We start from the raw sequence: 24,679 nt of genomic DNA, 5'->3' as shown, positions 1-24,679 counted from the left end.
GGTGTGATACCGTATTTTGTCACATCGTTCTCATTACTCCCGCCTCCAGGCAAGCAAACTTCCGCATTATTATCAGGAACTTGCTATGTCTACCGTTGAAAAACCTTTCATTGAGAAAAAAACCAGCCGCCGGGAACAGCGTGCAGAAGCACAGCAGTTTATCGACTCCCTGCAGGGCACTGCCTTCCCCAATTCAAAACGCATTTACCTGACCGGCTCGCAGCCGGATATCCGTGTGCCGATGCGCGAAATTCAACTGAGCCCGACCACCGTGGGCGGTAGCAAAGACGAACCGCTGCTGGAAGCGAATGAACCGATACCGGTCTACGATACAGCGGGTCCCTACGGCGATCCGGCGGCGGCGATTGATGTTCACAAAGGGCTAAATCCGCTGCGCAGCACCTGGATCATCAAACGGGGTGATACCGAACAGATCGCTGAACTCAGCTCTACCTACACCCAGCAACGCCTCGAAGATGAAGGGCTGGATCATCTGCGTTTTGATAATTTGCCACGTCCGCGCCGGGCGCTGGAAGGCCGCTGTGTCACTCAGATGCACTATGCCCGGCTGGGCATGATCACCCCGGAAATGGAATTTATCGCTCTCCGTGAAAATATGGGACGAGAACGCATTCGCGGCGAGGTGCTGCTGCAACAGCATCCTGGTCACAGCTTTGGTGCACAGTTGCCTGAAAATATCACTGCTGAGTTCGTTCGCCAGGAGGTTGCTGCAGGACGCGCGATTATCCCGGCCAATATTAATCACCCGGAATCGGAGCCGATGATTATCGGTCGCAACTTTCTGGTGAAAATTAACGCCAATATCGGCAATTCCGCGGTCAGCTCTTCCATCGAAGAAGAGGTGGAAAAACTGGTGTGGTCAGCCCGCTGGGGGGCAGATACGGTGATGGACCTTTCCACCGGGCGTTATATTCACGAAACCCGCGAGTGGATCCTGCGTAACAGCCCGGTGCCGATTGGCACGGTGCCCATCTATCAGGCGCTGGAAAAAGTGAACGGTGTGGCAGAGGACCTCAACTGGGAAATTTTCCGCGACACACTGCTGGAACAAGCTGAACAGGGCGTTGATTACTTTACTATTCATGCGGGTGTGCTGCTGCGCTATGTACCGATGACCGCCAAACGCCTGACCGGTATCGTTTCGCGCGGCGGCTCAATTATGGCGAAATGGTGCCTGTCTCACCATAAAGAGAGTTTCCTCTATCAGCATTTCCGCGACATCTGTGAAATCTGCGCCGCCTACGATGTTTCGCTGTCGCTGGGCGATGGCCTGCGCCCGGGTTCCATTCAGGATGCCAACGATGAAGCACAGTTCGCAGAATTACGCACGTTGGGCGAACTGACCAAAATTGCCTGGGAATATGACGTCCAGGTGATGATTGAAGGCCCTGGGCATGTGCCCATGCAGATGATTCGCGTCAATATGACGGAACAGCTTGAGCACTGTCACGAAGCCCCGTTTTATACGCTGGGGCCCCTGACGACAGATATTGCTCCGGGTTATGACCACTTCACTTCCGGTATTGGCGCCGCCATGATCGGCTGGTTTGGCTGCGCGATGTTATGTTACGTGACACCCAAAGAACACCTCGGCCTGCCGAACAAAGAGGATGTCAAACAGGGATTGATTACCTATAAAATCGCAGCCCATGCCGCCGACCTGGCGAAAGGCCATCCCGGAGCACAGATTCGTGATAACGCCATGTCGAAAGCGCGTTTCGAATTCCGCTGGGAAGATCAGTTTAATCTCGCCCTCGATCCGCACACTGCCCGTGCATATCACGATGAAACCCTGCCGCAGGAATCCGGCAAAGTGGCACACTTCTGCTCAATGTGTGGACCCAAATTCTGTTCAATGAAGATCACCCAGGAAGTGCGTGAATACGCCGCACGTCAGGAGGCCGAAGCACGGCCGATCGAAATAGGTATGGCACAGATGTCTGACGAGTTTCGTCACCGTGGCAGTGAACTGTATCATCGCGCCGACACCCTGAAATCAGAGGAACAAATATGAGTCGTGGAGCTTTTCCCCCAACCAATGCCAGATTGGGTCTTTATCCGGTGGTCGATACGGTGGAGTGGATTGAACGCCTGCTTGATGCGGGCGTACGTACACTGCAACTGCGCATTAAAGACTGTGCAGAGCATGAAGTTGAACAGCAGATCGTTGATGCCATTGCCTTGGGTAAACGCTATCAAGCCCGCCTGTTTATTAATGACTACTGGCGTTTAGCGATAAAACATCAGGCTTACGGCATCCATCTGGGTCAGGAAGATCTGGATGTTGCCGATCTGGATGCCATTCATGCTGCCGGACTGCGCCTCGGTCTTTCAACCCATGACGATGCCGAACTGGATCGCGCGCTGGCCGAAAAACCTTCCTATATTGCCCTGGGCCACGTATTTCCAACCCAGACAAAAGCCATGCCCTCTGACCCGCAGGGACTGGAAGAGTTAACGCGCCACATAAAGCGACTGAAGGGGATCTCTACCGTGGCTATCGGTGGGATCAGTCTGGAACGTATTCCCCAGGTGCTGGCCACCGGGGTGGGCAGTGTTGCTGTGGTGAGCGCGATTACACAAGCCAGCGACTGGCGTGCGGCGACGCATCAGCTACTGGACCTGGTCGAGCCACAGAACACCCCACATTCCTGACATCATTATAAATATCGGTAAAAAGCGTTCGGGCAGGTGCTCGGCACGTTCGAGGCTCAGGGCGCGTTTCGCAATAAAATGCAATCTGCTGCAACACGGAAAAACAGGGCTGAAGACATTACGCAGCCTTATTTATTCACGCTTTTATCGGGAAATGCAGCCGCTATAGTGGCCGTGCGGGGGGCAATCCTGCCATCCGCCAGGGTCAGTAGTTTTCCTTCTCACTGACCCTGCCTTCACCCTCTTCTTGTACCTGCGAGGATACCGGAGCACAGGCCAGCACTGCCCGCTCTACCGCCGCCCCCAACACCTCCAGAGCACGTTCGGTTTTATCGGTAAACGACTGCGCATAGCTGAGGCGCAGGCAGTTGCGGTATTTACCTGATGCTGAGAACAGCGACCCGACAGCAATCTGAATATGGGAAGCACGTAGATCCTGGTTCAGGCGCAGCGCATCAAAAGGTTCTGGCAGTTCGACCCAAATAAGAAATCCTCCCTGAGGACGAGTCACACAGATCCCACAGGGAAAGTGATGCCGCACCCGCCGGGTGAACGTCTCCAGGCTGCGCTGATAGTAACTGCGCATACGCCGCAGATGAGGCTGGTAATACCCCTGGCGAATAAAAGCGGCGACCGCCATCTGTGTCTGAGTGGCCGTTGAACCCGTGCTGATATATTTCATATGCAAAACACGATCAAAATAACGCCCCGGCACCACCCACCCCACCCGCAGGCCGGGTGCCAGCGTTTTAGAAAATGAGCTGCACAGCAGAACACGACCATCCATATCCAGCGACTTGATGGTGACCGGACGAGGATAGTCAAAAGCGAGTTCACCATAAACATCATCTTCAATGATCGCGGCATCAAAGCGCTGCGCCAGCGTCAGCAATGCCTGCTTACGCTGCGTTGGCATCACAAACCCCAGCGGGTTATTGCAGTTTGGCACCACCACCACGGCATTAATCGGCCATTGCTCAAACGCCAGCTCCAGTGCTTCCAGACTGATGCCGGTAACGGAATCCGTAGGAATTTCGATAGCGCGGATCCCAAAACCGCGCAGGGTTTGCATGGTGCCGTGAAAGGCTGGTGACTCCACGGCAATAATATCCCCCGGCTGGCATACCGCTCTGATCGATACCGACAGCGCTTCATGGCAACCCGTGGTAATCACAATGTCGTCGGCGGTGACCTGGCAGCCGCTGTCGATCATCAGGCGCGCGACTTGTTCACGCAGTTCCGGCACACCATACAGATTATCGTAACTCAACAGCCTTGGGTCCTGCTGCTGCCCAAGGCGACTGATAATTTTCCACAGCGGCTTGAGCGTAGGAGAATTAATATTCGGCATACCGCTTCCGAGCTGAAGCATATCGTCATCCAGCCGGGCATTGAGCAGATCCATCACCGCATCCCACTGGGTGATCTCCACCGGGCGCTGAACCGGGCGAGTGATCGGCGGCAGCGGCGGTGCCGCCTTGCGTGGGGTGACAAAGTAGCCGGATCTGGGCTGTGGCGTAATCAGCTGTTTCTCTTCAAGCAGATAGTAAGCCTGCTGAACCGTGCTGATGCTGACGCCATGTTCGCCACTGAGTGAACGTACGGATGGCAATCGCTCGCCGGCCTGATACAACCCTTGCTCAATACGTTGAGCCAGCAGTTCTGCCAGCCGTTGATAACGTGTCATCGTATGCTCCACTCCCACTCTATTTTGGGTAAACCAGTACAGATAGCGGTAATAATCACCATTCAGTCACACTATCTCGCAATCTGTATGTCAATAAAAGGTGTTTTTTGCATCTGTATCATAACGGTGTTTATCGACAAAATAGTCGTCATACCCGAGGTGATGAGGAGGCAGTGATGGAATTTGATGAGAACAGAGCAGCGAAGCCATTTAGCTGGACGCTGATTAACGCAATCTTTCTTATGCCTTATCATCGCTGGCAGGCAAGACGCATACGTTCCTGCACCCGCAAGATTCTGTCGCGTCTGAGTGATGCGCAACTGAAGGATATCGGACTGACCTGTGAGGATGTCCGCAACTTATAGTGATGTGGCCTGGGTCGAAGGATGTACCCGAGGGCAACGCGGCCGTCCTGCTGCGTTGCCCCTTTTTTATGGCGATGTGGTTATCAGTTACCGCGATAGGTAGAGTAACCGTACTGACTCAGCAGCAGAGGAATGTGGTAGTGGCTGTCACTGTTCTCCACATGAAAGATCACCGGGATCTCCGGGAAGAAAGTCGGCTGCTTTTGCTGTTTGTAGTAATCACCGGTTTTGAAGACCACTTTGTAGTCACCCGCAGCCATCGTTTTCCCAGCCGGATAGAGTGCCGGGATACGTCCGTTTTTATCCGTGACGCCAGAAGCCAGTTTCACCCACCCCTGCTTTTGCTGCTGTTCGAGTTCAACCGTCACACCGGAGGTCGGTACACCAGTCTGCAGGTTAAGCACGTGCACGCTCAGCGGATTCTTCATCCCTTCATCACCGGCAGCCAGTACAGGCAGAGAAGCACTGACCAGGCTGGTCAGTACCAGGGCTTTAACAATCTTCATGTCGGACTCCTTAGTATTAATGTCGGCATGAAGATAGCAGTCGTCGCCTTTAGCGACGACTTTAGCGCCAAATATGTGAAATTTCCCAGAAGCTTAGGGGAAAAGAGGAAGTCAGAATGCTTCCTCTTAAAGAGGGATTATTCAGTTCCTGCCGTCGCCCAAACGGATGGCCAGTCTCCTGGCTCGCCGCCATTGCAGCTCTGCTGATTGTTATAGTGTGTCAGATGGAATGTCTTACCATCATATTTCCAACCGCCATTATCTCCACAGTCAGCAATACCGCGCCCGCGCCCGGAATAATACAGCTCACCCGTTTGCGGATCGTAGCTTGCTTCAGTAAACCAGCTCATCACCCTGGGTTTGCCGTCTTCATCATTTCCGGGTAATGGCAGGGTCAGCTGCTTTGAGTCCTGGGGATTATTGCGCTCACTGATAAACAGCATACTGGAAGACTGATAAGCTCCCAGACCACAATTGACCAGCACCAGAGCCTGCTTGTCATTCAGTGGCTGCGCTTCACTGCGCTCACGTGCTTCTTTGTCCGGCTCACAGCTCTCTTTCGCCAGCAGTTTGCTGTTAGCCTCAATCGCACCGTCGATTAACGCAGCGGCGTTGGTCAAAGGAATGACTCTGGGCACTGGGAAGTTCAGCACCGCCGGGACAGGCCGTGCCGGCACCATCGAAGGTTCATTATTCCCCACTTTCAGCAGCGCGGTCTGATTCCCTAATCGCCCCTGTCGTTCATCCACCAGCAGCAGTGCCGCATTGAGCCCGCCGAGGGAGGCAGCTTCAGAATCGGGTGTACCGGGTGTGAGCGCAATGGTCAGAGCATTTTTAGTGGCCTGAACCCACTGCTGTACATCAGCCAGTTTTTCACTGCCGCCCGCGCTATAGTCATCACTGATTTTTGACGGTGAAATCTCAATGTTGGAATGCCAGGGTTTGCCATCCAGCCAGATCCCTGTCGGTTTCTGATCGCCCCATTGCTGAAAATTGAGGGAAGGCTGAGACTCTGCACCAGCCTTACGCTTGATGATAATCCGCAATACCTCATCGGTATTGCGCACCTCACAGTCATTGAGATTGTTGCAAGTCACCTGCCAGTTTTTAAACGTCTTTTGCACCGGGGCATTAGCCCACTCTTCTGCCTGAGCGCCTGCGCTTAATCCCAGCAGTGCCAGCGCCATCACAACCTTATTATTTTGCATTTTTTATCCATGTGATTTTGTTTAGTCGAAAAAAAACCCCGCCGAAGCGAGGTTTTTTATTATGCCACAGGCCGTTGACGATTAATCGTCATTACCGCCCAGGTTTCCTGCGTTAAGCAGTTCAGCCAGGCTGGCAGAGGCTTCATCGGCAGTCACTACTGGCACGATTGGCGCTTCGCCCGCGGCTTTACGACGCATACGATCCTGATGATACGCGTAACCGGTACCGGCTGGAATCAGACGGCCAACGATAACGTTCTCTTTCAGGCCGCGCAGTTCGTCGCGTTTGCCCGCAACGGCTGCTTCGGTCAGTACGCGCGTGGTTTCCTGGAACGAAGCCGCAGAGATAAACGACTCGGTTGCCAGGGAAGCTTTGGTGATACCCAGCAGATCGCGTGCAAATGTTGCAGAGATCTTGCCGTTAGCTTCCAGTTCGCGGTTAGCGATCTTAACGCGTGAGAACTCAACCTGCTCGCCGTCGAGGAAGTCAGTGCTTCCCGCGCTTGAGATGGTTGCTTTACGCAGCATCTGACGAACGATGACTTCGATGTGCTTATCGTTAATCTTAACGCCTTGCAGACGGTAAACTTCCTGCACTTCGTTAGTGATATAACGGGTCACCGCATGCACGCCACGCAGACGCAGAATGTCATGTGGAGATTCTGGGCCATCGGAAACCACGTCACCGCGCTCTACGCGTTCACCTTCGAACACGTTCAGCTGACGCCATTTCGGAATCATCTCTTCGTAATGATCGCTACCGTCGATCGGCGTGATCACCAGACGACGCTTCCCTTTGGTTTCTTTACCGAAGGAAATGATGCCGCTGATCTCAGCCAGGATTGCCGGCTCTTTCGGACGACGGGCTTCGAACAGGTCAGCAACGCGTGGCAGACCACCGGTGATGTCCTTGGTACCGCCAGATTCCTGAGGTACACGCGCCAGGGTGTCACCAGAACTGATCTTGATGCCATCTTCCAACTGGACGATTGCTTTACCCGGTAAGAAGTACTGGGCAGGCATATCAGAGCCAGGGATCATGACGTCATTGCCGTTAGCATCAACGATTTTCAGCGCTGGACGCAGATCTTTACCACCGGCAGTACGTTCAGCACTGTCCAGAATCACCAGAGAAGAAAGACCGGTCAGGTCGTCCGTCTGGCGGGTAATGGTCTGACCGTCAATCATGTCAGTGAAGCGAATGAAACCGCTCACTTCGGTGATGACCGGCATGGTGTGTGGATCCCAGTTTGCTACGGTCTCGCCCGCTGCAACCTGCTCGCCGTCACCTTTCGCCATGGTTGAACCGTAAGGAACTTTATAGCTCTCTTTGGTACGACCAAATTCGTCGATCATTTTCAGTTCAACGTTACGCGAGGTGATCACCAGCTTGCCAGCGGAGTTCGTTACCGACTTGGCGTTGATCAGTTTCAGCGTACCTTTGTTCTTCACCTGAATGCTGGATTCAGCAGCCGCACGAGATGCCGCACCACCGATGTGGAACGTACGCATCGTCAGCTGTGTACCCGGCTCACCGATGGACTGTGCTGCGATAACGCCGATGGCCTCACCTTTGTTGATGATGTGACCACGTGCCAGGTCGCGACCATAGCAGTGAGCACACACACCGAAGTCAGTTTCGCAGCTTACTACGGAACGCACTTTCAGGCTGTCAACAGAGTGTTCTTCCAACAGGTCACACTGCTGTTCGTGCAGCAGAGTGTTACGCGGCAGCAGGATGTCAGCAGTACCTGGCTTGATCACGTCTTCTGCGGTCACACGACCCAGTACACGCTCACGCAGCGGCTCTTTAACATCACCACCTTCGATGACCGGAGTCATCATGATACCTTCGCGTGTACCACAGTCATCTTCAGTCACAACCAGATCCTGCGCGACGTCAACCAGACGACGAGTCAGATAACCGGAGTTAGCTGTTTTCAGTGCGGTATCCGCAAGACCTTTACGCGCACCGTGCGTGGAGATGAAGTACTGGAGTACGTTCAGACCTTCACGGAAGTTCGCGGTGATCGGCGTTTCGATGATGGAGCCATCTGGCTTAGCCATCAGACCACGCATACCGGCCAGCTGACGAATCTGCGCTGCAGAACCACGAGCACCGGAGTCGGCCATCATAAAGATGCTGTTGAAGGAAACCTGACGCTCTTCCACGCCATCGCGGTTGATCACGAGTTCGGTAGAGAGGTTTTCCATCATCGCTTTAGCAACGCGTTCGTTGGCCGCAGCCCAAATATCGATCACTTTGTTATAGCGTTCGCCAGCGGTAACCAGACCAGACTGGAACTGCTGCTGAATCTCAGCCACTTCCGCTTCCGCTTCGGTGATGATTTCCACTTTCTTAGCCGGGATAACCATGTCGTCGATGCCCACAGACGCGCCTGAGCGTGCTGCATAGGCAAAGCCGGTGTACATGGTCTGGTCAGCAAAGATAACCGTTGGTTTCAGACCCAGGATGCGGTAACAGGTGTTCAGCATCTTGGAGATCGCTTTTTTACCCAACGCCTGGTTGACGATAGAGTAAGGCAGACCTTTTGGTACGATCATCCACAGGATCGCACGACCAATGGTGGTGTCGATGATGCTGGTTTTAGCAACCCACTCATCCTGCTCGTTTTTCTCGTGTTCGGTGATACGCACCTTAACGCGAGCGTGCAGAGACGCATGGCCAGAGCGGTAAACACGCTCAGCTTCTTTCGGGCCAGTCAGCACCATGCCTTCGCCTTTGGCGTTAACACAGTCGCGGGTCATGTAGTACAGACCCAGTACAACGTCCTGAGAAGGAACGATGATTGGCTCGCCGTTCGCAGGTGACAGGATGTTGTTGGTAGACATCATCAGCGCACGCGCTTCCAGCTGAGCTTCCAGCGTCAGCGGTACGTGTACTGCCATCTGGTCACCATCGAAGTCGGCGTTGTATGCCGCACAGACCAGCGGGTGAAGCTGAATCGCTTTACCTTCGATCAGAACTGGCTCAAACGCCTGGATGCCCAGACGGTGCAGAGTTGGTGCACGGTTCAGCAGGACCGGGTGTTCGCGGATCACTTCATCCAGGATATCCCAGACGACGGATTCTTCGCGCTCAACCATTTTCTTAGCGGCTTTGATGGTGGTAGCAAGACCACGCAGTTCCAGCTTGCCGTAGATAAACGGTTTGAACAGCTCCAGTGCCATTTTCTTCGGCAGACCACACTGATGCAGACGCAGGTATGGACCTACAGTGATAACCGAACGACCAGAGTAGTCGACACGTTTACCCAGCAAGTTCTGACGGAAACGACCCTGCTTACCTTTGATCATATCGGCCAAAGATTTCAGAGGACGTTTGTTAGAACCGGTGATCGCACGACCGCGACGGCCGTTATCCAGCAACGCATCGACCGCTTCCTGCAACATACGTTTTTCGTTACGTACGATGATATCTGGCGCAGCCAGATCCAGCAGGCGTTTCAGACGGTTGTTACGGTTAATCACGCGACGATACAGATCGTTCAGATCCGACGTAGCGAAACGACCGCCGTCCAGCGGTACCAGAGGACGCAGGTCCGGTGGCAGAACAGGCAGCACGGTCAGGATCATCCATTCTGGTTTGTTACCAGACTGTACGAACGCTTCCAGCAGCTTGATGCGCTTGGTCAGTTTTTTACGCTTGGTTTCGGAGTTCGTTTCGTTCAACTCTTCACGCAGAGTTTCACACTCTTGTTCCAGGTCCATGTTTTTCAACAGAGCCTGGATCGCTTCCGCACCCATTTTAGCGTCGAATTCGTCACCAAACTCTTCCAGCGCGTCGAGATACTGCTCTTCAGTCAGGATCTGGCGCTTTTCGAGGTTGGTCATGCCGCCTTCAATCACTACGTAAGATTCGAAGTAAAGAACACGTTCGATATCACGCAGTGGCATATCCAGCAGTAAACCGATGCGCGAAGGCAGCGATTTCAGGAACCAGATGTGCGCAGTAGGCGAAGCCAGCTCAATGTGGCCCATGCGCTCACGGCGAACTTTGGTCTGTGTAACTTCAACGCCACACTTCTCACAGATCACACCGCGATGTTTCAAGCGCTTGTACTTACCGCACAGGCACTCGTAGTCTTTTACTGGCCCGAAAATACGCGCACAGAAAAGCCCGTCACGTTCAGGTTTGAACGTACGGTAGTTGATGGTTTCCGGCTTTTTAACTTCGCCAAAAGACCATGAACGGATCATATCTGGCGATGCCAGAGCGATCTTGATCGCATCAAACTCTTCGGTCTTAGTTTGCGCTTTCAGAAACTTAAGTAAGTCTTTCACGGATTAGCTCCCGTCGGAGTGAGACTTCTCAGAGACGCCCGGAGTGACCCGGGCGCCCTGTAACCAGTACAGCAGATGCGAGTTATTACTCGTCTTCCAGCTCGATGTTAATACCCAGCGAGCGGATCTCTTTCAACAGTACGTTGAAGGATTCCGGCATGCCCGGTTCCATCTGATGATTGCCGTCAACGATGTTTTTATACATCTTGGTACGGCCGTTCACGTCATCAGACTTCACGGTCAGCATTTCCTGCAGGGTATAAGCGGCACCGTATGCTTCCAGTGCCCATACTTCCATCTCACCGAAGCGCTGACCACCGAACTGCGCCTTACCACCCAGCGGCTGCTGAGTAACGAGGCTGTAAGAACCGGTAGAACGCGCATGCATTTTGTCATCAACCAAGTGGTTCAGCTTCAGCATGTACATGTAGCCAACGGTAACCTGACGTTCGAACTGCTCACCGGTACGACCATCAAACAGCGTAATCTGACCAGAAGAAGGCAGGCCGCCGAGCTGTAACAGCTCTTTGATTTCGCTTTCTTTCGCGCCGTCAAACACCGGTGTTGCGATTGGCATACCTTTTTTCAGGTTCTCTGCCAGACGCAGCACTTCGTCGTCGGTGAACGTGTTCAGGTCAACTTTCTGGCGCAAATCGCTGCCCAGATCGTAAGCACGCTGAATAAACTCACGCAGCTTGGACACTTCTTCCTGCTTCTTAAGCATAGCGTTAATTTTCTCGCCAATGCCCTTCGCAGCCATACCCAGGTGGGTTTCAAGAATCTGACCAATGTTCATACGTGATGGAACGCCCAGCGGGTTCAGAACGATGTCGACCGGCGTACCGAACTCATCGTATGGCATATCTTCGATCGGGTTGATCTTGGAGATAACACCTTTGTTCCCGTGACGACCTGCCATTTTGTCACCAGGCTGGATCTGACGTTTAACGGCCAGATACACTTTAACGATTTTCAGCACGCCAGGTGCCAGGTCATCGCCCTGAGTGATTTTGCGGCGCTTAGCTTCAAGTTTTTTCTCAAACTCGTGCTTCAGCTCGTCGTACTGCTCGGCCAACTGTTCCAGCTGGTTTTGCTTTTCTTCGTCGGTCAGGCCCAGTTCCAGCCAGCGCTCGCGTGGCAGCTTGTCCAGTTTTTCCGCTTCAACACCGCCAGCAACCAGCAGGTAGTTAATACGGCTGAACAGGCCAGCTTCGAGGATTTGCAGTTCTTCAGACAGGTCTTTCTTCGCCTGCTTCAGCTGCATCTCTTCGATTTCCAGCGCACGTTTGTCTTTTTCCACGCCATCGCGGGTGAAGACCTGAACGTCGATGATGGTGCCAGACACGCCGTTTGGTACACGCAGAGAAGAATCTTTAACGTCAGACGCTTTCTCACCGAAGATTGCACGCAGCAGTTTCTCTTCTGGCGTCAGCTGGGTTTCACCTTTCGGCGTTACCTTACCAACCAGAATGTCACCGCCAGTCACTTCCGCACCGATGTACACGATACCGGACTCATCCAGTTTAGAGAGCGCAGCTTCACCCACGTTAGGGATGTCGGCAGTGATCTCTTCTGGCCCCAGCTTGGTGTCGCGAGACACACATGCCAGTTCCTGGATGTGGATAGTGGTGAAGCGATCTTCCTGTACCACACGCTCGGAGACTAAGATGGAGTCTTCGAAGTTATAGCCGTTCCACGGCATGAACGCGACGCGCATGTTCTGACCCAGTGCCAATTCACCGAGGTCGGTTGAAGGACCATCAGCCAGCACATCACCACGTTCAATTGGTTCACCCAGGTTCACGCAAGGCATCTGGTTGATGCAGGTGTTCTGGTTAGAACGGGTGTATTTGGTCAGGTTGTAAATGTCGATACCGGCTTCGCCAGAATGCATTTCGTCTTCGTTAACTTTAATAACGATACGTGATGCATCCACGTACTGAACCGTACCACCACGTTTCGCTACGGCAGTAACACCGGAGTCGACCGCTACCGCGCGTTCCATACCAGTACCAACCAGCGGCTTATCAGCACGCAGAGTTGGAACCGCCTGACGTTGCATGTTTGCACCCATCAATGCGCGGTTGGCGTCATCGTGCTCCAGGAACGGGATCAGTGACGCACCGACGGAAACCACCTGCTGGGTGGAAACGTCCATGTAGTCAACCTGGTCACGGTTGAAGAGGCTCGATTCGCCTTTGCTACGGCAGGTCACCAGATCGTCTACGAAGTGACCTTCGTCGTCGAGGTTGGTGTTCGCCTGAGCGATAACGTAGTTACCCTCTTCAATAGCAGAGAGGTAATGAATTTCGTCGGTCACCACGCCTTCGCGAACGCGACGGTATGGGGTTTCCAGGAAACCATACTCATTGGTCTGTGCATAAACAGACAAGGAGTTGATCAGACCGATGTTTGGACCTTCCGGCGTTTCGATTGGACATACGCGACCGTAGTGAGTCGGGTGTACGTCTCGAACTTCGAAGCCTGCACGCTCACGCGTCAGACCGCCCGGGCCCAGTGCAGAAATACGACGCTTATGCGTGATCTCTGACAACGGGTTGTTCTGGTCCATAAACTGTGACAGCTGGCTGGAACCGAAGAACTCTTTCACTGCCGCTGAAATTGGCTTGGCGTTGATCATGTCCTGTGGCATCAGGGTATCCAGATCGCCCAGGGACAGACGCTCTTTCACCGCACGCTCTACGCGCACGAGGCCAACACGGAACTGGTTTTCAGCCATTTCGCCGACGGAACGGATACGACGGTTGCCGAGGTGGTCGATATCATCCACTTCGCCAATACCGTTACGGATACCGATGAGCTTCTTCATCACCTGAATGATGTCGTCTTTGCTCAGGATACCGGAACCTTCGATCTCGTCACGCAGCAGAGAACGGTTGAACTTCATACGGCCAACCGCAGACAAATCGTAGCGGTCTTCAGAGAAGAACAGGTTCTCGAACAGGTTTTCAGCCGCTTCACGCGTTGGTGGCTCACCAGGACGCATCATGCGGTAGATCTCAACCAGAGCGCTAAGGCGATCGCTGGTTGGGTCGACACGTACAGTCTCAGACATGTACGCACCGTGATCCAGGTCGTTGGTGAACAGTGTTTCGATGCGCTTGTGACCGGACTGGCTCAGTTTCGCCAGCAGATCCAGTGACAACTCCATGTTCGCCGCGATCAGCAGTTCACCAGTGCTCTCATCGATGTAGTCTTTAGCGACTACTTTACCGGCAATGTACTCAACCGGAACTTCGATGTGTGCAATGGCATCTTTCTCAAGCTGGCGAATATGGCGCGCAGTAATACGGCGACCTTTTTCGACGTAAACGGTGCCGTTCGATTCAATATCGAATGACGCAGTTTCACCACGCAGGCGCTCTGGGACCAGCTCCATCTGCAGCTTGTTGTCGCGAATTTCGTACACTACTTTTTCGAAGAACAGATCCAGGATCTGCTGAGTAGTATAATTCAGCGCACGCAGAATGATGGTCGCAGGCAGTTTACGGCGACGGTCAATACGGACGAACAGGTTGTCTTTCGGGTCGAACTCGAAGTCCAACCATGAACCGCGGTAAGGGATAATACGTGCGTTATACAGCACTTTACCCGATGAGTGGGTTTTACCCTTATCGCTGTCGAAGAAGACACCAGGACTACGGTGGAGCTGAGAAACGATAACACGCTCAGTACCGTTGATCACAAAGGTACCGTTATCGGTCATGAGTGGAATTTCACCCATGTAAACTTCTTGTTCTTTGATGTCTTTAACGGTGCCTTCCGGCGCTTCGCGCTCGTAGATCACCAGGCGCAGTTTTACGCGCAGAGGTGCAGAGTACGTGACACCACGAATCTGACACTCTTTAACATCAAATACAGGTTCGCCTAAACGGTAGCTGACGTACTGCAGCTCAGAATTACCGCTATAGCTTTGGATTGGGAATACGGAACGGAATGCTGCTTCCAGACCATATTGACCTTCCGGATCTTGCTCGATGAACTTCTGAAACGAGTCAAGCTGGATAGAAAGGAGATATGGAATGTCCAGAACTTGTGGACGCTTTCCAAAATCCTTACGAATACGTTTTTTCTCGGTATAGGAGTAAACCATAGGGTTCCTCAGCTCGCTGAAATGTAGAACCTCGCTGTCCATCCAGGAGGACAGTTCATGCAACGCTGTTTTGTGTTGTTCGAAAAGCAGAGTGCTTTTCGTAATACCTCTTTCTATCACGCTTAAATCATTTCGCTGCAAGTGTCTGAGCAGGGAACCCAGTCAGGAATGCAGTATATTAAGTCGTCGATAGAGAAAGATATTAAGCTAATCAATGACTAAACAGTGTGAAATATCATTGACGCTGTAGAGCGCAAAAAGGCTGGTGACCAAAAAGTCACCAGCCATCAGCCTAAAAGACTAGGCTGCAACCTGAAAGGTTGGCTTATTTAACTTCAACTTCTGCGCCAGCTTCTTCCAGTGCTTTCTTCAGTGCTTCTGCGTCGTCTTTGCTGATGCCTTCTTTCAGGGCAGCAGGTGCAGACTCAACCAGATCTTTAGCTTCTTTCAGGCCCAGACCAGTTGCGCCACGTACTGCTTTGATCACGGCAACTTTGTTAGCGCCGATAGCTTTCAGTACAACGTCGAACTCGGTTTTTTCTTCTACAGCTTCAGCAGCAGCAGCAGGACCTGCAACAGCAGCAGCAGCTGACACGCCGAATTTCTCTTCCATAGCGGAGATCAGTTCAACGATTTCCATTACAGACAGAGCTGCAACGCCTTCAATGATTTGGTCTTTAGTGATTGACATTTCGTGTTCCTAAATTCAGAAAGTAATTTATACGTAAGCAAGTGAACGGAAAAGAAAGGCTGGCTGATTAAGCAGCAGCAGCTTCTTTCTGATCGCGTACAGCAGCCAGAGTGCGAACCAGTTTGCCAGCAGAGGCTTCTTTCATGGTTGCCATCAGGCGTGCGATTGCTTCATCGTAGGTAGGCAGAGTTGCCAGGCGGTCGATCTGAGCCGCACTGATCAGCTCGCCTTCAAAGGCTGCAGCTTTAACCTCGAATTTTGCATTCGCTTTCGCGAACTCTTTGAACAGACGAGCAGCAGCGCCCGGGTGTTCCATAGAGTATGCAATCAAGGTAGGACCGGTAAACGTGTCTTTCAGGCACTCAAACTGAGTACCTTCAACGACGCGGCGCAGCAAGGTGTTACGAACAACACGCATGTAAACGCCAGCTGCACGTCCTGCTTTACGCAGTTCGGTCATTTTATCTACGGTAACGCCACGAGAATCCGCAACTACCGCAGACAGCGCGCCTTTGGCTACTTCGCTGACTTCAGCAACAATCGCTTGTTTGTCTTGAAGATTTAAGGCCATTAGCTTGTGCTCCTGGATTTTTGGCCGGGGATGGATTTCCCCGGAACTCACTTCGCCTGAACAGTGTTGCCACAGACAGGCGCTAAATCACGGTGAGCAGAATCCAGCAAAGACTATAAAAATATTCTTTTGGTTCTGTCACCGTCTACGCAGGAGATTAAGTTTCTTACGAAACACCTGCGGTCTTGGACGGAGGCCTGGATAAGGCCAGGCTCCAACCTAAAAATTCTTGGAATATGTCGCCACGAATGGCTGAATTCCGGGTTCTGTATATTTACAGAACAACGGGCGTAAGATTCTAGATGAATAATTCGCCCGCGTAAAGCACAAGATTAGTTTGCAGCAGCGTTCAGGCCAGCCTGATCAACTGCAACGCCTGCGCCCATAGTGGTGGACAGGCTAACTTTCTTAATGAAAACGCCTTTCGCCTGAGATGGTTTTGCTTTTTTCAGCGCAACCAGCAGGTGTTCCAGGTTTTCTTTCAGTTTTTCAGAATCGAAATCAACCTTACCGATAGTGGTATGGATGATACCGTTCTTGTCGTTACGGTAACGAACCTGACCTGCTTTAGCATTTTTCACTGCTTCAGCAACGTTAGGAGTTACAGTACCAACTTTCGGGTTTGGCATCAGACCGCGTGGGCCCAGAACCTGACCCAACTGGCCAACAACGCGCATTGCATCAGGAGATGCGATAACAACGTCGAAGTTCATTTCGCCTTTTTTGATCTGGTCAGCCAGATCTTCCATACCTACCAGCTCAGCGCCGGCTGCTTTAGCAGCTTCAGCGTTTGCGCCCTGGGCAAATACGGCAACGCGAACAGAACGGCCAGTACCGTGTGGCAGTACAGTTGCACCGCGAACGTTCTGGTCAGATTTACGAGCATCAATGCCCAGGTTTACAGCTACGTCAACGCTTTCTACGAACTTAGCAGTAGCCAGTTCCTTCAGCAGAGCAACAGCTTCGTTGATGTCATACTGTTTAGTTGAATCAACTTTGTCACGGATCACGCGCATGCGCTTGGTCAGCTTAGCCATTTCTTAGTCCTCTACTACCAGGCCCATGGAACGAGCAGTACCTTCGATGGAGCGAGTCATCGCTTCCAGGTCAGCACCAGTCATGTCCGCAGCTTTGGTTTCTGCGATTTCACGTACCTGAGCACGCGATACTTTACCTACTTTGTCTTTGTTCGGCTTGCCAGAACCAGACTTAATACCAGCCGCTTTCTTCAGCAGTACTGCTGCAGGAGGGGTTTTGGTAACGAAGGTGAAAGAACGGTCAGAGTAAACGGTGATCACAACTGGCGTTGGAAGACCTTTCTCCAGGGATTCTGTTTTGGCGTTGAACGCTTTACAGAACTCCATGATGTTAACGCCCTGCTGGCCCAGTGCCGGACCTACCGGTGGACTTGGGTTTGCCATACCAGCTGCAACCTGCAACTTAACGTAGGCTTGTACTTTCTTAGCCATGATAATTCCTCTATTGGGTGATAACGCTCCTGAAGGAGCTCCCCGTGATTAATATTCACACGCTGAGAACAGCGCATAAAAACAAAAGGCGCGAAATTGTAGTGCAATTTCGCGCCTCTCGCAACCACTAGATCACAGTGATTGTGTATTTTTCATGCGCCCCGCAACAAAAGCAGGGGCGTCTTTAAGAAAGGTAATTAACCCTTCTCAACCTGACCGAAGTCCAGCTCAACCGGTGTTGCACGGCCAAAGATGGATACAGAAACTTTCAGGCGGCTTTTCTCATAGTCGACTTCTTCCACCACGCCATTAAAGTCAGCAAATGGACCATCGCTTACGCGCACCATTTCACCTGGCTCAAACATAGTTTTCGGACGTGGTTTATCACCCGCTTGCTGCAAGCGGTTCATGATAGCATCAACTTCTTTGTCGCTAATCGGCGCCGGGCGGTCAGAGGTACCACCAATGAAGCCCATAACACGCGGCACGCTGCGCACCAGGTGCCAGCTGGCATCATTCATCACCATTTGGACCAGCACGTAACCTGGGAAGAACTTGCGCTCGCTTTTACGACGCTGGCCACCACGGATCTCAACCACTTCTTCGGTTGGAACCATGACATCGCCAAACAGCTCTTCCATGTTGTGTAACTTGATATGCTCGCGCAGCGATTGTGCTACACGGCCTTCAAAACCGGAAAACGCCTGAACGACGTACCAGCGCTTTTTTGGAGCTTCAGACATCTCAGAACCTCAGGCCAGTGATAAACGATACCAGACGAACCAGAATTCCATCCAGTCCCCACAAAATCAGTGACATCACGGCAGTTACCGCGGCAACGATTAACGTGGTGTGCAACGTTTCCTGACGAGTAGGCCAGATGACCTTACGAACTTCAGTGCGCGCTTCACGGGCAAAAGCCAACGTTGCTTTACCTTTGGTGGTCCACAGAGCAATGCCAGCTGCTGCTACCATCAGGACCACGACAGCAAGGGCGCGCAGAGGTAATGTTACATCGCGATAATAGGAGTTACCGGCGACAGCGGCGACCAAAAGCACCACGACACCTAACCACTTCAATACTTCCAGGCCGCGCCCGTTTCCTTGAGCTTCGGTATTAGCACTCATAAACCAACCTGCCACAATAAATCAGAAACACTTTTGCCTCGTCAGACGAGGCAACCGAACCGAATGATGCTGTTAGGCGTAACTCGGCATATCCTTTAATTCCAAGCCGTAGCTTGAAAACTATTGGCTTTAACGCCGTGCTACAGAGCCTGCCTCAGCAATGATTATGGTCGAAAAAATCACTGATGAGTCAGGTTCTATGTTACAGCGTGCAAAAAGGGCATCAAATGATGCCCTTTTCCTGTGCGTTGCGTCAAATATTATCAGCGATTAAGCGATAACTTTAGCAACAACACCCGCGCCAACAGTACGACCACCTTCACGGATTGCGAAACGCAGACCGTCGTCCATTGCGATTGGGTGGATCAGGGTAACAACCATCTGAATGTTGTCGCCTGGCATAACCATCTCAACGCCTTCTGGCAGTTCGATGGTACCGGTCACGTCAGTTGTACGGAAGTAGAACTGTGGACGGTAGCCTTTGAAGAACGGAGTATGACGGCCGCCTTCATCCTTGGACAGGATGTACACTTCAGATTCGAACTTGGTGTGTGGCTTGATTGAACCTGGCTTAGCCAGAACCTGTCCACGCTGGATATCTTCGCGCTTGATACCACGCAGCAGGATACCACAGTTCTCACCCGCACGGCCTTCGTCCAGCAGCTTACGGAACATTTCAACGCCGGTACAAGTTGATTTCACGGTATCTTTGATACCAACGATCTCAACTTCTTCACCCACTTTAACAATACCGCGCTCTACACGACCGGTAACAACAGTACCACGGCCGGAGATGGAGAATACGTCTTCGATTGGCAGCAGGAATGGCTTATCAATCGCACGCTCTGGTTCTGGGATGTAGTTATCCAGGTGACCAGCCAGTTCGATGATCTTAGCTTCCCACTCAGCGTCACCCTGCAGTGCTTTCAGTGCAGAACCACGAACAACCGGGATGTCGTCGCCAGGGAAATCGTAAGCAGACAGCAGCTCACGCACTTCCATTTCAACCAGCTCCAGCAGCTCTTCGTCGTCAACCATGTCGCATTTGTTCATGAATACGATCATGAATGGAACGCCAACCTGGCGACCCAGCAGGATGTGCTCACGGGTCTGAGGCATTGGGCCGTCAGTTGCAGCAACAACCAGAATCGCGCCATCCATCTGAGCAGCACCGGTGATCATGTTTTTCACATAGTCGGCGTGGCCTGGGCAGTCAACGTGCGCGTAGTGGCGAGTTGGGGTGTCATATTCAACGTGAGAAGTGTTGATGGTGATACCACGTGCTTTTTCTTCTGGTGCGTTATCGATCTGGTCGAAYGCACGAGCAGAACCGCCGTAGGTTTTAGCCAGAACGGTGGTGATAGCWGCAGTCAGGGTAGTTTTRCCGTGGTCAACGTGGCCGATAGTACCWACGTTGACGTGCGGTTTGGAACGTTCAAATTTTTCTTTAGACATCGCTTGTCCCTCTAAGACACGGATTAATCGGTGATATCACCACATCAACCAGGCATTGCCTGAATCGTTGAATTTTAATGCACAGAGAAGAAGCAGGGAGGGAGATTTGAAAGTGGTGCTGATACCCAGAGTCGAACTGGGGACCTCACCCTTACCAAGGGTGCGCTCTACCAACTGAGCCATATCAGCACGGCTTGGAGCGGGCAGCGGGAATCGAACCCGCATCATCAGCTTGGAAGGCTGAGGTAATAGCCATTATACGATGCCCGCATCCTGGAACTCGGCTACCTGTTCTGTCTGTAGCTTTTGAACAACTCAGAAAAGATTTCCTTGTTGCTCAGCCATCACGCGTTTGCCTGATGACTTTGACTGTGCTTGAGCTCAGTCTGAAATCGTGATGAACAACCTATGGAGGTTGCCATCTTTCCGGTTGAGTCTTTTATCTCTCTTCCGGTTTCAACTCCTGAACACTGAGTCGAAATGGTGGTGGGGGAAGGATTCGAACCTTCGAAGTCGATGACGGCAGATTTACAGTCTGCTCCCTTTGGCCGCTCGGGAACCCCACCTGGGGTATTTCGTTACTTGATGGTGCCGGCTACCGGAATCGAACTGGTGACCTACTGATTACAAGTCAGTTGCTCTACCAACTGAGCTAAGCCGGCATCAAGTGGTGCGCATTCTAGGAAGACCTGAGGGAGGATGCAACAAAAAAATTGCGATAATTGTTCTTATGCTCACTATTTGTGCAAATCTTCTCAAATTAGCGAATTTACATACAAACTTCGTTTAAAGAAACACCAACCCTCTCTCCCCCTCAGCAGCAGGGGAACTCAGTGTATGAGGCTAAAATATCAAACCAATACGCTTAAATGTGCAAAACTTCGCCTTCCACACAAAATGGGGTATCGCTTTTGCGCTTAATCAGGTTGGCTTTCAATTGCCAGAGAAAAATATCATTAATGCGGGTGCGGCTGCGTTTGCATCTGTGCGTTATCTTTTTTCCTTCTTCTTCATGCCTGTCTGGTGGTAACCTCCGACAATTGTTTTATGAAATTTCCCTTAGTACGTAAGCCTGTAAACAACCGGAACATGTTGTCATTAATGGGCTAACGTATTGAAGGGTAAAAAATTGCTGGCAGAAGCACGCATATGAGAAAAAAAGACGCCTTGTTAACGACACCTTATCTGCATTTCAATCGTGGTCAGTGGGCTGCGCTGCGTAATTCGGTGCCAATGACGCTATCCGAAGATGAAATTGCACGTCTTAAAGGCATTAACGAAGATCTCTCCATGGAAGAAGTGGCAGAGATTTATTTGCCGTTGTCTCGTCTGTTGAATTTCTATATTAGCTCTAATTTACGACGTCAGGCGGTACTTGAGCAGTTTCTCGGGACCAATGGCCAAAAAATCCCTTATATCATCAGTATTGCGGGCAGCGTTGCAGTCGGTAAGAGCACTACAGCACGTGTATTGCAGGCGCTACTCAGTCGCTGGCCAGAGCACCGCCGAGTCGAACTAATTACGACTGATGGCTTCCTGCACCCGAATGCGGTGCTAAAAGAACGTGGTTTGATGAAGAAGAAGGGCTTCCCGCTCTCTTACGATATGCACCGTTTGGTCAACTTTGTCTCCGATCTTAAGTCGGGTGCCTCGCAGGTTACCGCTCCGGTCTATTCACATCTGATTTATGATGTGATTCCTGAGGGCGACAAAATTGTGCAGCAACCGGATATTTTGATACTTGAAGGTTTGAACGTGTTGCAGAGTGGCATGGACTATCCACACGACCCTCATCACGTCTTCGTTTCAGATTTTGTGGATTTTTCAATTTATGTCGATGCGCCAGAAGCACTTCTGGAACAGTGGTATATCAACCGTTTTCTGAAATTCCGTCAGGGTGCTTTTACCGATCCAGACTCTTATTTCCACCATTATGCGCAACTGCCAGAAGAAGAGGCGGTAGGGATTGCAACCCAACTGTGGAAAGAGATTAATTATTTGAATTTAAAAGAAAACATCATGCCAACGCGTGAACGAGCAAGTCTGATTATGACGAAAAGCAGCGATCATGCTGTCGATCTCGTCAGATTAAGAAAGTAACGAAGAGGGGGCGCAGTGAACTGCCCCCCCTCTGGTTTAATTCTGCGGTCGCAACGAAATCTCACCGCCAACCCAGGATTTTCTGACGCCATCCTGTTCCAGAATTAACCCCCCTTGCTGGTCAATCCCTCTGGCCGTTCCGAAGATCTCCCGATCACCAATCAGCAGTTTCACCGGACGGTCAATGAAGTTGTCTAAAAGTGCCCAGCGCTGCACGAAGGGTGCCAACCCCTCCTGTTCAAACTCCGCCAGTGCCGTTCGCATTTTATTTACTATCAGTGCTGAGAGTGCATTACGGTCGACATTAACATCCGCTTCCTGGAGATTAATCCAGCCCTGATTAATCACATCAGCACCTGGCGCACGCATGGCCAGATTAATACCGGCTCCAATCACGATCTGTGCAGCATCTCCTGTTTTACCCGTCAGTTCAACGAGGATGCCTGCCAGTTTACGATCATCAAGATAGATATCATTAGGCCATTTAACGCGAATACCTGGTGCTCCCTGTTCCTGTAATGCCTCTGCCAGCACGATGCCAATGACAAGGCTCAACCCCATCGCAGCAGCAGGACCTTGTTCAAGGCGCCAGTACATCGACAAATAGAGGTTCGCACCAAAGGGAGAAAACCACTGGCGTCCGCGCCTTCCACGTCCTGCCTGCTGATACTCAGCAACACACGCATCACCGGACTGTAGAGAGTCCATACGGTCAAGCAAATACTGATTAGTTGAATCTATCACCGGGATAACGGCCAGACGTCCCTGCTCAAGCTGGGCATTAATGACCTCTTCATTCAGCAGCTGCATCGGAGATGAGAGGCTATAGCCCTTGCCGGTAACAGTGAAGACATCAATACCCCATTCTTTCAGCGTCTGAATATGTTTATTAATAGCAGCACGGCTCATACCTAAATGCTCACCGAGATGCTCACCGGAATGAAACTCACCGTCGGCCAGAATACTCACCAGTTTTAAAGGCACGGTGTTATCTTTCATGCGATAACCTCCACAGCGTCTGTTTCACCCTGAGCGGCAATAAAGCGGACTTCCGGCTCCAACCACACATTAAATTTTTCTGCCACGCGCTGGCGCACGGTACGGGCCAAATCGACAATATCCTGCCCGCTGGCATCTTCAGCATTAATCAATACCAGTGCCTGTTGTTGATGCACCGCAGCGCCGCCAAGGCGGAATCCTTTCAGAGCACATTGATCGATCAACCAGCCAGCGGCTAGCTTCACGGTTCCGCCCTCCTGGGGATACTGTGGAATATCCGGGTACTTTATTTGCAGTGCCGCAGCAAGATCTGCGCTTACCAGCGGATTTTTGAAGAAGCTCCCTGCATTTCCTGTCACTTTAGGATCAGGCAGCTTACTACGACGCATATGGCAAACGGCATCAAAAACCTGCTGTGGGGTCACCGTTACAGGATCAAGATTGCGCAGGTCGCCATAGCTAAGCACCGGTTTCCAGTGTTTCGCCAGACGTAACCCTACTGCAACGATGGCATACCCTTCAGCGTAGCGATGTTTGAATACACTGTCGCGATAGCCAAACTGACACTCAGAAGCGGTTAGCCGCTGGCAAATGCCATCACCAAGGCTGACGATGTCCACATACTCACACACCTGATCCAGTTCGACACCATAAGCGCCAATATTTTGAATAGGTGCGGAGCCCGCACATCCGGGAATCAACGCCAGGTTTTCTAAACCAGCGAGATTCTGTTTCAGCGTAGTTTCCACCAATTGATGCCAGTTCTCTCCGGCACCCACGTGAAGACACCACGCATCACTCGTTTCTTCAACGTTGATGCCTTTGATACGGTTAATGATCACCTGACCGGAGAAATCTTCCAGAAACAGCACATTACTGCCTTCACCCAACAGCAATACAGGCTCATTTTGTTGGGTGCTCTGCTGCCAGCACCGGCAAAGTTCTTCAACGCTATTGGCCACGCTGATATGACTGGCATAGGCGTTAAGACCGAAGGTATTCCAGGATTTTAATGAATGTTGCTGGCGGGACATAATACGGCCTTCACAGAGTTAACTGTCAGATAGTGTACCCGATCCACCTTTGGAGGGTTGAGGATTTTCAGGTCATGAACAGGGATGTCTATCGATTCTGATTAACAGAATTTAAGGAATAGAGCTGGAAATATGCACGAACAAGGACGGGAAAATAGAGATAAACGACAAAAATACAGCAAAAATGGATGATGAAAAGACAAATCTGGCGTTGAAACGGTCAGAACTTGACCTTTTATAGCTAAATAGCAGACGAAAAAAAACCCCGGCCTTTCGGTCGGGGTTCTTTCTTCGTTTGATGCCTGGCAGTTCCCTACTCTCGCATGGGGAGACCCCACACTACCATCGGCGCTACGGCGTTTCACTTCTGA

The 24,679-nt window shown here is 51.7% G+C and carries 18 protein-coding genes and 4 tRNA genes; 4 read left to right on the top strand and 18 right to left on the bottom strand.

Going from position 1 to position 24,679, the window contains the following annotated elements; all coding sequences use genetic code 11:
* Positions 1 to 85: 85 nt before the first annotated feature.
* Together thiC and thiE are read left to right on the top strand one after the other, a co-directional pair.
* On the top strand, positions 86 to 2,035 hold the full coding sequence (thiC, locus tag FVB43_RS24450) for a phosphomethylpyrimidine synthase ThiC (protein WP_167864939.1): 1,950 nt from the start codon (positions 86 to 88) through the stop codon (positions 2,033 to 2,035).
* The gene (gene thiE, locus FVB43_RS24445) at positions 2,032 to 2,676 is read left to right on the top strand and encodes a thiamine phosphate synthase (protein ID WP_133846994.1); all 645 of its coding nucleotides are present in this window, start codon (positions 2,032 to 2,034) and stop codon (positions 2,674 to 2,676) included. Before thiC ends, thiE begins: the two co-directional genes overlap by 4 nt.
* A 205-nt stretch (positions 2,677 to 2,881) precedes the next feature.
* On the opposite strand, the gene FVB43_RS24440 is transcribed toward thiE, so the two are convergent.
* Positions 2,882 to 4,363, bottom strand: coding sequence for an aminotransferase-like domain-containing protein (locus FVB43_RS24440; protein WP_167864938.1), 1,482 nt, complete (start codon positions 4,361 to 4,363; stop codon positions 2,882 to 2,884).
* A gap of 176 nt (positions 4,364 to 4,539) precedes the next feature.
* On the opposite strand from FVB43_RS24440, the gene FVB43_RS24435 reads away from it, so the two are divergent.
* Positions 4,540 to 4,728, top strand: coding sequence for a DUF1127 domain-containing protein (locus tag FVB43_RS24435; protein WP_167864937.1), 189 nt, complete (start codon positions 4,540 to 4,542; stop codon positions 4,726 to 4,728).
* An 83-nt stretch (positions 4,729 to 4,811) separates the two neighbouring features.
* Here FVB43_RS24435 and uraH read toward each other — a convergent pair whose 3' ends face one another.
* The 15 genes from uraH to FVB43_RS24360 form a co-directional block, all read right to left on the bottom strand.
* The gene (gene uraH / locus FVB43_RS24430) at positions 4,812 to 5,234 is read right to left on the bottom strand and encodes a hydroxyisourate hydrolase (protein ID WP_133846997.1); all 423 of its coding nucleotides are present in this window, start codon (positions 5,232 to 5,234) and stop codon (positions 4,812 to 4,814) included.
* Between the two features lie 137 nt (positions 5,235 to 5,371).
* Complete coding sequence (locus tag FVB43_RS24425) at positions 5,372 to 6,442, bottom strand: DUF1176 domain-containing protein (RefSeq protein WP_133846998.1); 1,071 nt, start codon at positions 6,440 to 6,442, stop codon at positions 5,372 to 5,374.
* A gap of 81 nt (positions 6,443 to 6,523) precedes the next feature.
* Positions 6,524 to 10,747: a DNA-directed RNA polymerase subunit beta' gene (rpoC, locus tag FVB43_RS24420; RefSeq protein WP_133846999.1), complete on the bottom strand. Its 4,224-nt coding sequence runs from the start codon at positions 10,745 to 10,747 to the stop codon at positions 6,524 to 6,526.
* A gap of 85 nt (positions 10,748 to 10,832) precedes the next feature.
* Positions 10,833 to 14,861, bottom strand: coding sequence for a DNA-directed RNA polymerase subunit beta (gene rpoB / locus FVB43_RS24415; protein WP_133847000.1), 4,029 nt, complete (start codon positions 14,859 to 14,861; stop codon positions 10,833 to 10,835).
* Positions 14,862 to 15,186: 325 nt separating this feature from the next.
* Positions 15,187 to 15,552, bottom strand: a complete 366-nt coding sequence (gene rplL / locus FVB43_RS24410) for a 50S ribosomal protein L7/L12 (protein WP_048914311.1) — start codon at positions 15,550 to 15,552, stop codon at positions 15,187 to 15,189.
* A 67-nt stretch (positions 15,553 to 15,619) separates the two neighbouring features.
* The gene (gene rplJ / locus FVB43_RS24405; protein ID WP_133847001.1) at positions 15,620 to 16,123 is read right to left on the bottom strand and encodes a 50S ribosomal protein L10; all 504 of its coding nucleotides are present in this window, start codon (positions 16,121 to 16,123) and stop codon (positions 15,620 to 15,622) included.
* Between the two features lie 332 nt (positions 16,124 to 16,455).
* A complete protein-coding gene (gene rplA, locus FVB43_RS24400; RefSeq protein ID WP_133847002.1) occupies positions 16,456 to 17,160 on the bottom strand; it encodes a 50S ribosomal protein L1 in 705 nt (234 codons plus the stop codon).
* Between the two features lie 3 nt (positions 17,161 to 17,163).
* A complete protein-coding gene (gene rplK, locus FVB43_RS24395) occupies positions 17,164 to 17,592 on the bottom strand; it encodes a 50S ribosomal protein L11 (protein ID WP_062749165.1) in 429 nt (142 codons plus the stop codon).
* A 197-nt stretch (positions 17,593 to 17,789) separates the two neighbouring features.
* Complete coding sequence (gene nusG / locus FVB43_RS24390) at positions 17,790 to 18,335, bottom strand: transcription termination/antitermination protein NusG (RefSeq protein ID WP_062749168.1); 546 nt, start codon at positions 18,333 to 18,335, stop codon at positions 17,790 to 17,792.
* A 1-nt stretch (position 18,336) separates the two neighbouring features.
* Complete coding sequence (gene secE, locus FVB43_RS24385; RefSeq protein WP_133847003.1) at positions 18,337 to 18,720, bottom strand: preprotein translocase subunit SecE; 384 nt, start codon at positions 18,718 to 18,720, stop codon at positions 18,337 to 18,339.
* Between the two features lie 270 nt (positions 18,721 to 18,990).
* Positions 18,991 to 20,175, bottom strand: a complete 1,185-nt coding sequence (gene tuf / locus FVB43_RS24380; RefSeq protein ID WP_118664988.1) for an elongation factor Tu — start codon at positions 20,173 to 20,175, stop codon at positions 18,991 to 18,993.
* A 113-nt stretch (positions 20,176 to 20,288) separates the two neighbouring features.
* Positions 20,289 to 20,364 (bottom strand) — tRNA-Thr (locus FVB43_RS24375).
* Positions 20,365 to 20,370: 6 nt separating this feature from the next.
* A tRNA-Gly gene (locus FVB43_RS24370) sits at positions 20,371 to 20,445 on the bottom strand.
* 211 nt (positions 20,446 to 20,656) lie between these two features.
* Positions 20,657 to 20,741: transfer RNA gene (locus tag FVB43_RS24365), tRNA-Tyr, on the bottom strand.
* Positions 20,742 to 20,761: 20 nt separating this feature from the next.
* Positions 20,762 to 20,837, bottom strand: a tRNA-Thr gene (locus tag FVB43_RS24360).
* Between the two features lie 487 nt (positions 20,838 to 21,324).
* Between FVB43_RS24360 and coaA the strand changes: the two genes are divergently transcribed.
* Positions 21,325 to 22,275, top strand: a complete 951-nt coding sequence (gene coaA, locus FVB43_RS24355) for a type I pantothenate kinase (protein ID WP_133847034.1) — start codon at positions 21,325 to 21,327, stop codon at positions 22,273 to 22,275.
* A gap of 36 nt (positions 22,276 to 22,311) precedes the next feature.
* On the opposite strand, the gene birA is transcribed toward coaA, so the two are convergent.
* Positions 22,312 to 23,274, bottom strand: a complete 963-nt coding sequence (gene birA, locus FVB43_RS24350) for a bifunctional biotin--[acetyl-CoA-carboxylase] ligase/biotin operon repressor BirA (RefSeq protein ID WP_133847033.1) — start codon at positions 23,272 to 23,274, stop codon at positions 22,312 to 22,314.
* Positions 23,271 to 24,308, bottom strand: a complete 1,038-nt coding sequence (gene murB / locus FVB43_RS24345) for a UDP-N-acetylmuramate dehydrogenase (RefSeq protein WP_167864936.1) — start codon at positions 24,306 to 24,308, stop codon at positions 23,271 to 23,273. Before murB ends, birA begins: the two co-directional genes overlap by 4 nt.
* Positions 24,309 to 24,679 lie beyond the last annotated feature (371 nt).

This window comes from Erwinia rhapontici (assembly GCF_012271765.1).
In the GTDB taxonomy this organism is placed as follows: domain Bacteria; phylum Pseudomonadota; class Gammaproteobacteria; order Enterobacterales; family Enterobacteriaceae; genus Erwinia; species Erwinia rhapontici.
Note: the sequence above shows the minus strand (reverse complement) of the source record. Positions and strands in the feature narration are given on the sequence as shown.

What these genes read in the sequence shown, in the direction of transcription:
- secE (WP_133847003.1), bottom strand. Translation starts at nt 18,720, where the DNA reads ATGAGTGCTAATACCGAAGCTCAAGGAAACGGGCGCGGCCTGGAAGTA.
- thiC (WP_167864939.1), top strand. Translation starts at nt 86, where the DNA reads ATGTCTACCGTTGAAAAACCTTTCATTGAGAAAAAAACCAGCCGCCGG.
- rplA (WP_133847002.1), bottom strand. Translation starts at nt 17,160, where the DNA reads ATGGCTAAGCTGACCAAGCGCATGCGCGTGATCCGTGACAAAGTTGAT.
- rplK (WP_062749165.1), bottom strand. Translation starts at nt 17,592, where the DNA reads ATGGCTAAGAAAGTACAAGCCTACGTTAAGTTGCAGGTTGCAGCTGGT.
- rpoB (WP_133847000.1), bottom strand. Translation starts at nt 14,861, where the DNA reads ATGGTTTACTCCTATACCGAGAAAAAACGTATTCGTAAGGATTTTGGA.
- coaA (WP_133847034.1), top strand. Translation starts at nt 21,325, where the DNA reads ATGAGAAAAAAAGACGCCTTGTTAACGACACCTTATCTGCATTTCAAT.
- thiE (WP_133846994.1), top strand. Translation starts at nt 2,032, where the DNA reads ATGAGTCGTGGAGCTTTTCCCCCAACCAATGCCAGATTGGGTCTTTAT.
- uraH (WP_133846997.1), bottom strand. Translation starts at nt 5,234, where the DNA reads ATGAAGATTGTTAAAGCCCTGGTACTGACCAGCCTGGTCAGTGCTTCT.
- rplL (WP_048914311.1), bottom strand. Translation starts at nt 15,552, where the DNA reads ATGTCAATCACTAAAGACCAAATCATTGAAGGCGTTGCAGCTCTGTCT.
- rplJ (WP_133847001.1), bottom strand. Translation starts at nt 16,123, where the DNA reads ATGGCCTTAAATCTTCAAGACAAACAAGCGATTGTTGCTGAAGTCAGC.
- birA (WP_133847033.1), bottom strand. Translation starts at nt 23,274, where the DNA reads ATGAAAGATAACACCGTGCCTTTAAAACTGGTGAGTATTCTGGCCGAC.
- FVB43_RS24435 (WP_167864937.1), top strand. Translation starts at nt 4,540, where the DNA reads ATGGAATTTGATGAGAACAGAGCAGCGAAGCCATTTAGCTGGACGCTG.
- FVB43_RS24425 (WP_133846998.1), bottom strand. Translation starts at nt 6,442, where the DNA reads ATGCAAAATAATAAGGTTGTGATGGCGCTGGCACTGCTGGGATTAAGC.
- murB (WP_167864936.1), bottom strand. Translation starts at nt 24,308, where the DNA reads ATGTCCCGCCAGCAACATTCATTAAAATCCTGGAATACCTTCGGTCTT.
- nusG (WP_062749168.1), bottom strand. Translation starts at nt 18,335, where the DNA reads ATGTCTGAAGCTCCAAAAAAGCGCTGGTACGTCGTTCAGGCGTTTTCC.
- FVB43_RS24440 (WP_167864938.1), bottom strand. Translation starts at nt 4,363, where the DNA reads ATGACACGTTATCAACGGCTGGCAGAACTGCTGGCTCAACGTATTGAG.